7 protein-coding genes are annotated in these 6304 nt (G+C 63.5%); 3 read left to right on the top strand and 4 right to left on the bottom strand.

Translation table 11 applies throughout. The annotated features are described in order from the left end of the window. Positions 1-162: 162 nt before the first annotated feature. The 4 genes from ABFD92_08570 to ABFD92_08555 form a co-directional block, all read right to left on the bottom strand. On the bottom strand, positions 163-915 hold the full coding sequence (locus ABFD92_08570) for a glycosyltransferase family 2 protein (protein MEN6504577.1): 753 nt from the start codon (positions 913-915) through the stop codon (positions 163-165). Positions 916-935: 20 nt separating this feature from the next. After that, positions 936-1751 (bottom strand): OmpA family protein, encoded by an 816-nt coding sequence (locus tag ABFD92_08565; protein ID MEN6504576.1) that lies wholly within the window; start codon positions 1749-1751, stop codon positions 936-938. 62 nt (positions 1752-1813) lie between these two features. Then, on the bottom strand, positions 1814-2812 hold the full coding sequence (locus tag ABFD92_08560; GenBank protein MEN6504575.1) for a hypothetical protein: 999 nt from the start codon (positions 2810-2812) through the stop codon (positions 1814-1816). A 41-nt stretch (positions 2813-2853) separates the two neighbouring features. Beyond that, positions 2854-3255, bottom strand: a complete 402-nt coding sequence (locus tag ABFD92_08555; protein MEN6504574.1) for a hypothetical protein — start codon at positions 3253-3255, stop codon at positions 2854-2856. Positions 3256-3572: 317 nt separating this feature from the next. On the opposite strand from ABFD92_08555, the gene ABFD92_08550 reads away from it, so the two are divergent. The 3 genes from ABFD92_08550 (at position 3573) to ABFD92_08540 (ending at position 6272) form a co-directional block, all read left to right on the top strand. Next, the gene (locus ABFD92_08550; protein MEN6504573.1) at positions 3573-5072 is read left to right on the top strand and encodes a radical SAM protein; all 1500 of its coding nucleotides are present in this window, start codon (positions 3573-3575) and stop codon (positions 5070-5072) included. Between the two features lie 185 nt (positions 5073-5257). Next, the gene (locus ABFD92_08545; GenBank protein ID MEN6504572.1) at positions 5258-5638 is read left to right on the top strand and encodes a hypothetical protein; all 381 of its coding nucleotides are present in this window, start codon (positions 5258-5260) and stop codon (positions 5636-5638) included. A gap of 160 nt (positions 5639-5798) precedes the next feature. Beyond that, positions 5799-6272, top strand: a complete 474-nt coding sequence (locus tag ABFD92_08540) for a ferritin family protein (protein MEN6504571.1) — start codon at positions 5799-5801, stop codon at positions 6270-6272. Positions 6273-6304 lie beyond the last annotated feature (32 nt).

Below are 6304 nucleotides of genomic sequence, written 5' to 3'. Positions count from 1 at the left end.
CCGGGCGTACGTTGGAGGAACTCATTGGTGTGATCGGCCAAGCTCTCAGGGCCGTGAGCGCGGAGGAGTGCCAAGGCTACTTCCGTAGCTGCGGATACGCTACAGATGATCGCTAGATGCTCTAGATCCTGGATCCCAGGGAAAGGCAAACCCATCCCATCTCTAGGATCGAGGATCGAGGAACGAGGATCTGTTTTCTTTCCAGAGTTTCCGCAGAGTCCGCAGCATGCGCGTCAGGCGCCAGGCGACCTGCCAGCGGTGGATGTTGGTCTTGCCGTATGTGCGGCGGCGGTAGTGGATGGGCAGGTCGAAGATTTTCAGACCCAGACGGGCGGCCCCGAAGATCAGATCAAAATCGCCGAACATATCGAAGTCGTCGGGGTATGGGCGGGCGGCTTTGAGGCGCTCGTAATCGACTTTGCGGATGACCTTGGTGCCGCAGAGGGTGTCCTGCACGCGCTGGCCGATGATGCGCGACATGCGCCAGGCGAAGAACCGGTTGCCGAGGTAGTTGAGCAGTCGCATGGCGCCTTTTTCCATCGGGTGGACCATCCGTGCGCCGTTGATGAGGCCGCCTCGGTCCTGGACGAGGGCGTCGTAGAATTGCGGCAAATCTTCCGGCGGGACGGTCAGGTCGGCGTCGAGGATCATCAGCACGTCGCCTGTGGCCTTGTCGAACCCCAGGCGGACGGCGTCGCCCTTGCCGCGGCCGCCCTGGCGATAGAGCGCGGTCTTGCGATGTGGATGGGCGGCGATGGCGCGTTGGACGGTTTCATACGTGCCGTCGGTCGAGCCGCCTTCGACGAAGAGCAGTTCCGTTCCGGCGCCCATCTCCGGCGTGCGCTGAAAGATGGCCTCGACGTTCCCCGCTTCGTTGCGAAGGGGGATCACGATGGTGACCGTCAGTTGCTGCAAGCGATTCTGCGTCGCGCGGGTCAGCGCGTGTCCTGCGTCAGGTACATCTTGGGCGGGACGATCCAGATCTCGACGCGGCGGTTGGCCTGGTTGCCGCCGTTGTTGGCGGCGTTGGCAGTGACGGGGTGATATTGGCCGAAGCCCATCACGCCCAGACGCTCGGGGTTCAGCCCTGCCTTGACCAGCGCCTCCTGCACGGCCACCGATCGATGCACCGAGAGGTACCAGTTATTGGGATGCCGCCGAGCGGTCTCGGGCTTGACGATGTTCATGTCGTCGGTGTGTCCGGCGACGTAGATGTTGAATTTGCCGGCGGCCGGCGAGTTGGCGATGGTGACGAACCGGGCCAAGGCGGTGCGGGCGCTGTCCTGCACGGTGTCGCTACCGGGCTTGAAGGTCAGATCGCTCTTGAACTTGATCATACCGTACTTGGGGAAGTATTCCATCAGATCGGGGTTTTCCTTGGCGAACTGCTTGAGGGCCAGGTCCACTTCGCTGGGCAGCACGACCACGTCGCCGAGGTTGGGCATCTCCGGCGGCAGGTTGCGAACCTTCTCGTACTGGGCCTTGAGCTCGTTGAAACGGGCCGACAGGTCCACCCGCTGGCGGTCCACGACGGACAACTGGTCGCGCATGCTTGTGGCGTCGCGGCGGGCGGCTGCGGCGTCTTCGGTCAGGCGCTGGTTCTGAACTTCACAGCGACCCAGCGATTCCTTGGTCGAGCTCAGATCCGCCGTGGTGCGGTTCAGGTGCGCCTGAAGCTTGTCGTACTCGGACCTCATCACGCAGCCGTTCAGGAGCGTCGTTGCCGCCACGCACATCAGTAGGCTTCTCATCGCAAAACTCCTTTTATGACCAGAGCGCCCGCCGGTCTGACCGGGAATGATCCGGCCGCGGGTCAGCTTCGCATATCGCGCATCCGCATCGTCTGTTGCCGCGCGGCGACGGCGTTGCCCAGGAACCACCCGACAGCCGCACATACCAGCGCCAACGCCGCGGCGCCGATCAGCACGCCGGTGATGTTGGTGTTGAGCCACACGATGTAGGCGGGCATGAGTTCCTTGACGGCCGCCAGCACCGTGGCGCCCAGCAGCAGCGCCACGACGGCGGCGGCGACCAGCAGCCCGGTGAAGGCGCCGGCGTTCTTGTCGATTTCTTCCAGGACCATGGGTCCTTCCACAGCCGCGGCGGCGGCGGTGGAGGGTTCAAAGGGCTGGGGTTCGAGCAGTCCTTCATCGGTCGACGAGGCCGGGGCGCCTTCCTGATCGACGTCGATGTGGTCGAGCACTTCGGCGCCCAGGGACGTGTCGTCGCTCTCGCGGGTCAGGTCGAGCAGTCCGCTTCCGCTTCCGACGCCCTCGAGGGAGACCTGGTCTTCCAGGCTGGGGGCGATCTGCGTTTTGGCCATGGGGTCGGCGGCTTCGATTTCGAGGTCTTCCTCGTCGAAGATGCTGATGCCTTCGGCGGTGATGACGGTGTCTTCCTTGCTCTTGCCGACGGCGGGGGTCTCGGTGGAGGTTTCGAGGTTGATCTCATCGAGCCCGCTGCTCAGTCCGCTGGCGATCCCGGTGCCCATGCTCTCGACGCCGCTGCCCAGGCCCGAGCCGATGGCGGTGTCGAACCCGCTGCCGACGCCCGAACCGATGCCGCTCTCGTCGGCGGGCATCAGTTCCACCTCATGGCTGCCCAGCACCGTCGAGTCGGCGGGGGTCAGTTCCACCTCGTCGCCGTCGGCGGGAGCCTTGAGGGCGTCGACTTCGTCCACGCGGTACATGCGGCGCGGACCGTCCTGAAACACGCGCAGCTTCTGCTCTTTGACGAGGCCGTCCAGGGCCGACGCCGTCACGCCAAGGGTCTGCGCGGCTTCCTGCTCGCTGTAGTACATTTTCTTGCCCATCGTAAAGCTCCACTGGGGCGGCGACGGCGGGGCGGCAGCACTTACTGGCCCGTGGTCTTAAGCCGCCGGTTCTGCTCCACCAGGGTCTTGACCTGGTGAGGCGAGATTTCCGTGTTATAGGCGTCTAACTGAAGATCGAAGGCGACGTTCCTCGCCGCCCGAAGGTACAGCTTCTTGTTGGCCGGCTCGTATTCGTACACGCACAGCGTGCCGTTGCGCGAGTCCACCAGGTACATCCCATACGTCGTCCGCGTTAACGGCCCGGCCACGGCAAAGAGGTTGCCGCCCGCTCCGCTGGTGACCCCGCCGCCGTCTTGGGCCAGGGCGGGAATCGCCCCGGCGCCGACGGCCGCCAGAAGGCACGCCGCGATCGCGCCCAGAAAAAACACGATCAGCCAGCGCGAGGCGTCGTGCGCTGTCCGATTGGGGCGTTGATCGGTCATAACCATTCCGGTCCGTGTCTGCCGCGGCGGCTGTGGGAAAGTCCCTGATCCGGTTTTTATTATAAACAGCCGCGCAGGCTCTGCAAGCGCATATATGCCCCGCGGATTTTCGCGCCGGCTTCAACTAACTATCGGCGCAGGCGCCGCCATGGCGTTAGCCCATTGAATCGCTGCCGGAGCAGTATAGCCCGCCTCGCGAGTGGCAGCAATTGCTCAAAGTCTTGCCCGCGGCGGGCGGCGGCGGTACAATCTCCTTCCCCCTGAAGGCTTGACTGGGTGTCCGGTGCGCTTCGGCGGGGCAAGAAAAAGGCGGTTTCATGAAAATTGCTTTGGTGAATCCGATTTCCCGTAGCGGGCAGGGGTACCACACCATCGGCACGCGCATTCCGCAGTTGGGGCTGCAGGTCCTGGCGCGGCTGGCTTTGGCGGCGGGGCACCAGGTCGACATCATCGACGAGATCTTCGCCACTATCGACACCGAGAAGCGCCTCGCCGAGGGCGGCTACGATCTCGTCGGCGTCACCAGCTACACCAGCAGCGCCACGCGGGCGTACGAAGTGGCCGCCTGCTGCCGCACGCTGGGCATCCCCAGCATCATGGGCGGACCGCACGCCTGGGCCGTGCCCGAGGAACCGGCTGAGCATTTCGACTCGGTCGCCGTCGGCGAATGCGATGAGGTCTGGCCGCAGATCCTCGCCGACGCCCAGGCGGGCAAGCTCCAGAATCGCTACGACGGCTGCTTCTCGGAACTGACCGGCGACCGCGGCGCCGCCGCGCAGGGCCTGCACCCGCTCAACGGTCGCTATGACGTGGCGTGCATCCAGACCTCGCGCGGCTGCCCCATCGGCTGCGACTACTGCTCGGTGACTCGGTTCAACGGGCGCGAGATCCGCCGCCGCGACATCGGCAAAATCATCGAGGAATGGAACAGCACCGATCGCAAGTTCATCTTCGTCGTCGACGACAATTTCTACGGCGTGGGTCCCAAGCACGCCGAGTGGGCCAAGGAACTTCTGCGGGCCATCATCAAGCACGGCAAGCGCAAGCTCTGGTTCAGCCAGACCAGCCTCAACATGGGCGACGACATCGAAGGGCTTAAGCTGGCGTACAAGGCCGGATGCCGCGCCATGCTCGTGGGTATCGAGTCGTTCAACCCCAAGGCGTTGGCCGGATGGAAGAAAGGCCTCAACGTCAAGATCTTCGACCGCTACAAGGAACACGTCGACGGATTCCACAAAGCCGGACTGGCCGTCTTTGGCGGATTCGTGATCGGCTCGGACGAAGACGACGAGAATACCGTCGCCGACACCGCCCTCAAGGCCGTCCAGCTCGGCGTGGACATCATCCAGATCACCAACATGACGCCGCTGCCGGGCACGAACCTCTTCGACAAGCTCAAGGCCGAAGGGCGCCTCATCGCGACCAACTATCCCAAAGACTGGGAACGCTACACGTTCATCGAAACGGTGTACACGCCCGCCAAGATGACCGCCCGGCGCCTCGACGAGACGATCTACGAATTGCGCAAAGCCGCCGCGACGCAGCACTGGGTGCTCAAGCGCACGCTCAAGAGCTTCTGGTGGACCAAGTCGCTGACGACGACGCTGTTCGTCAACGGCATGAACGGCGCGTGGGTGTCGCTGGCCAAGGGCCAGGTGCCCCACGATGAGAAACGCCTGGGCTACACGATCGTCCCCTGCGAGCGCACGGAGAAGATCCGCAAGTCGTTTAATTTCCGCAGCGGCAAGCTGGAACTGCCCTCGGTCGGTGGGGCAGCGGGAACCGGCAGCCAGGAACCGGGAACAGAGACGGCGTAAAGCCAAGCGCGGCGTGCCCTGACCGTTTTAGCGGCGGAGCTTGCTCCGCGCGTCGTGACGACACAGAGACCCAGAGAAGACAGCGGAGAAGACCAAGCTTCTGATCTGGCGCCCTGCGACATGTTCTTGATAACAGGGTGGGGGCAGGGCAAATGATTAACACGTTCTTCTATTGGAGATAGAGCATGCAACCGCAATGGCTTTCACCCGGTGAAGAGATTATTGGTTCCTGGCCGGTCTATATGGGCGGCCAGGGGCCCAGCGCGGCCAAAGTCGTCGGCAAGCTCCACGTCACCAACCGAAACGTCTGTTTTGACGCGGGGCTTGCCCTTCAGGAAAACGCCGCAGCCGAGCTGAGCAATCGCAGGCAAGCCTACGAAACGCTGGACCAGCGGCTGTGCATCCCCATCAAGGACATTCGTCAGGCCGCCATCACCCGCAAGTTCCTGATCCTCAAGTCGCTGCACCTGGTTCTGGCATGCGGCCAGGAGTACGACATTCACTTCGGCGCAGCGTCGCCGCAGAAAGCCCTGGACGCGATCTCCAGCGGCATGAGCATTCAGTAAACGAACAGATCCGGCATCAAGATCCCGGCGCGGATGATTACTGCAGACGACAGATCTGGCCGCTGAGGTCGCTGAGCGAAGAGGCTGCAACTCAAGCTTACGGCGTTGCGGACCGATCAGGAATACGGCGCGATCAATCTGTCTATTGAAAGGGTCTGCCATGCCTGCCACACAATCCGCCGGCGATGACGTGCTCCAGATGGCCATCATGATGGAAGAACTCGGCAGCGATTTCTATGAGGCTCTGGCCGGCGTCACCCGCGACGTTTCAACGCAAGACCTCTGCAAGCGGCTGGCCGGCGAGGAAACCCGCCACCGCGCGACCTTTCTCAAGATGCGCAGCGAACTGGCCGCACAGGGCAAGACCGTCCTGATCAGCGACGAGAAGATCGCCCAGGCCCGCCGGGCGCTCAAAGCCGACGTGCTGCCCAACGGCCAGACCCTGCGCGAGGCCATCGCCTCGGGCAAGGTCTCGGCGCTGCTGGACCTGGCCATCGGCATGGAACACGACGCCGTGGCTTTCTACACCCGCCTGGCCGCCAACGTGCAGGACAAGACCGCCATCGAGGCCATCATTCGCGAAGAAAAGATCCACGCCCGCGTCCTGACCGAAGCCAAAGCACGTCTTTCATAAGATTAGTTACTTGCCGGTCGCGATGACGATTG

The sequence above is a fragment of the Planctomycetaceae bacterium genome, assembly GCA_039680605.1.
Taxonomy (GTDB): Bacteria; Planctomycetota; Phycisphaerae; order SM23-33; family SM23-33; genus JAJFUU01.
This window is presented reverse-complemented; position numbering and strand designations above follow the sequence as displayed.

Coding starts and splice junctions, on each gene's coding strand:
- ABFD92_08560 (MEN6504575.1), bottom strand. CDS start 2,812: ATGGGCAAGAAAATGTACTACAGCGAGCAGGAAGCCGCGCAGACCCTT.
- ABFD92_08565 (MEN6504576.1), bottom strand. CDS start 1,751: ATGAGAAGCCTACTGATGTGCGTGGCGGCAACGACGCTCCTGAACGGC.
- ABFD92_08550 (MEN6504573.1), top strand. CDS start 3,573: ATGAAAATTGCTTTGGTGAATCCGATTTCCCGTAGCGGGCAGGGGTAC.
- ABFD92_08545 (MEN6504572.1), top strand. CDS start 5,258: ATGCAACCGCAATGGCTTTCACCCGGTGAAGAGATTATTGGTTCCTGG.
- ABFD92_08540 (MEN6504571.1), top strand. CDS start 5,799: ATGCCTGCCACACAATCCGCCGGCGATGACGTGCTCCAGATGGCCATC.
- ABFD92_08555 (MEN6504574.1), bottom strand. CDS start 3,255: ATGACCGATCAACGCCCCAATCGGACAGCGCACGACGCCTCGCGCTGG.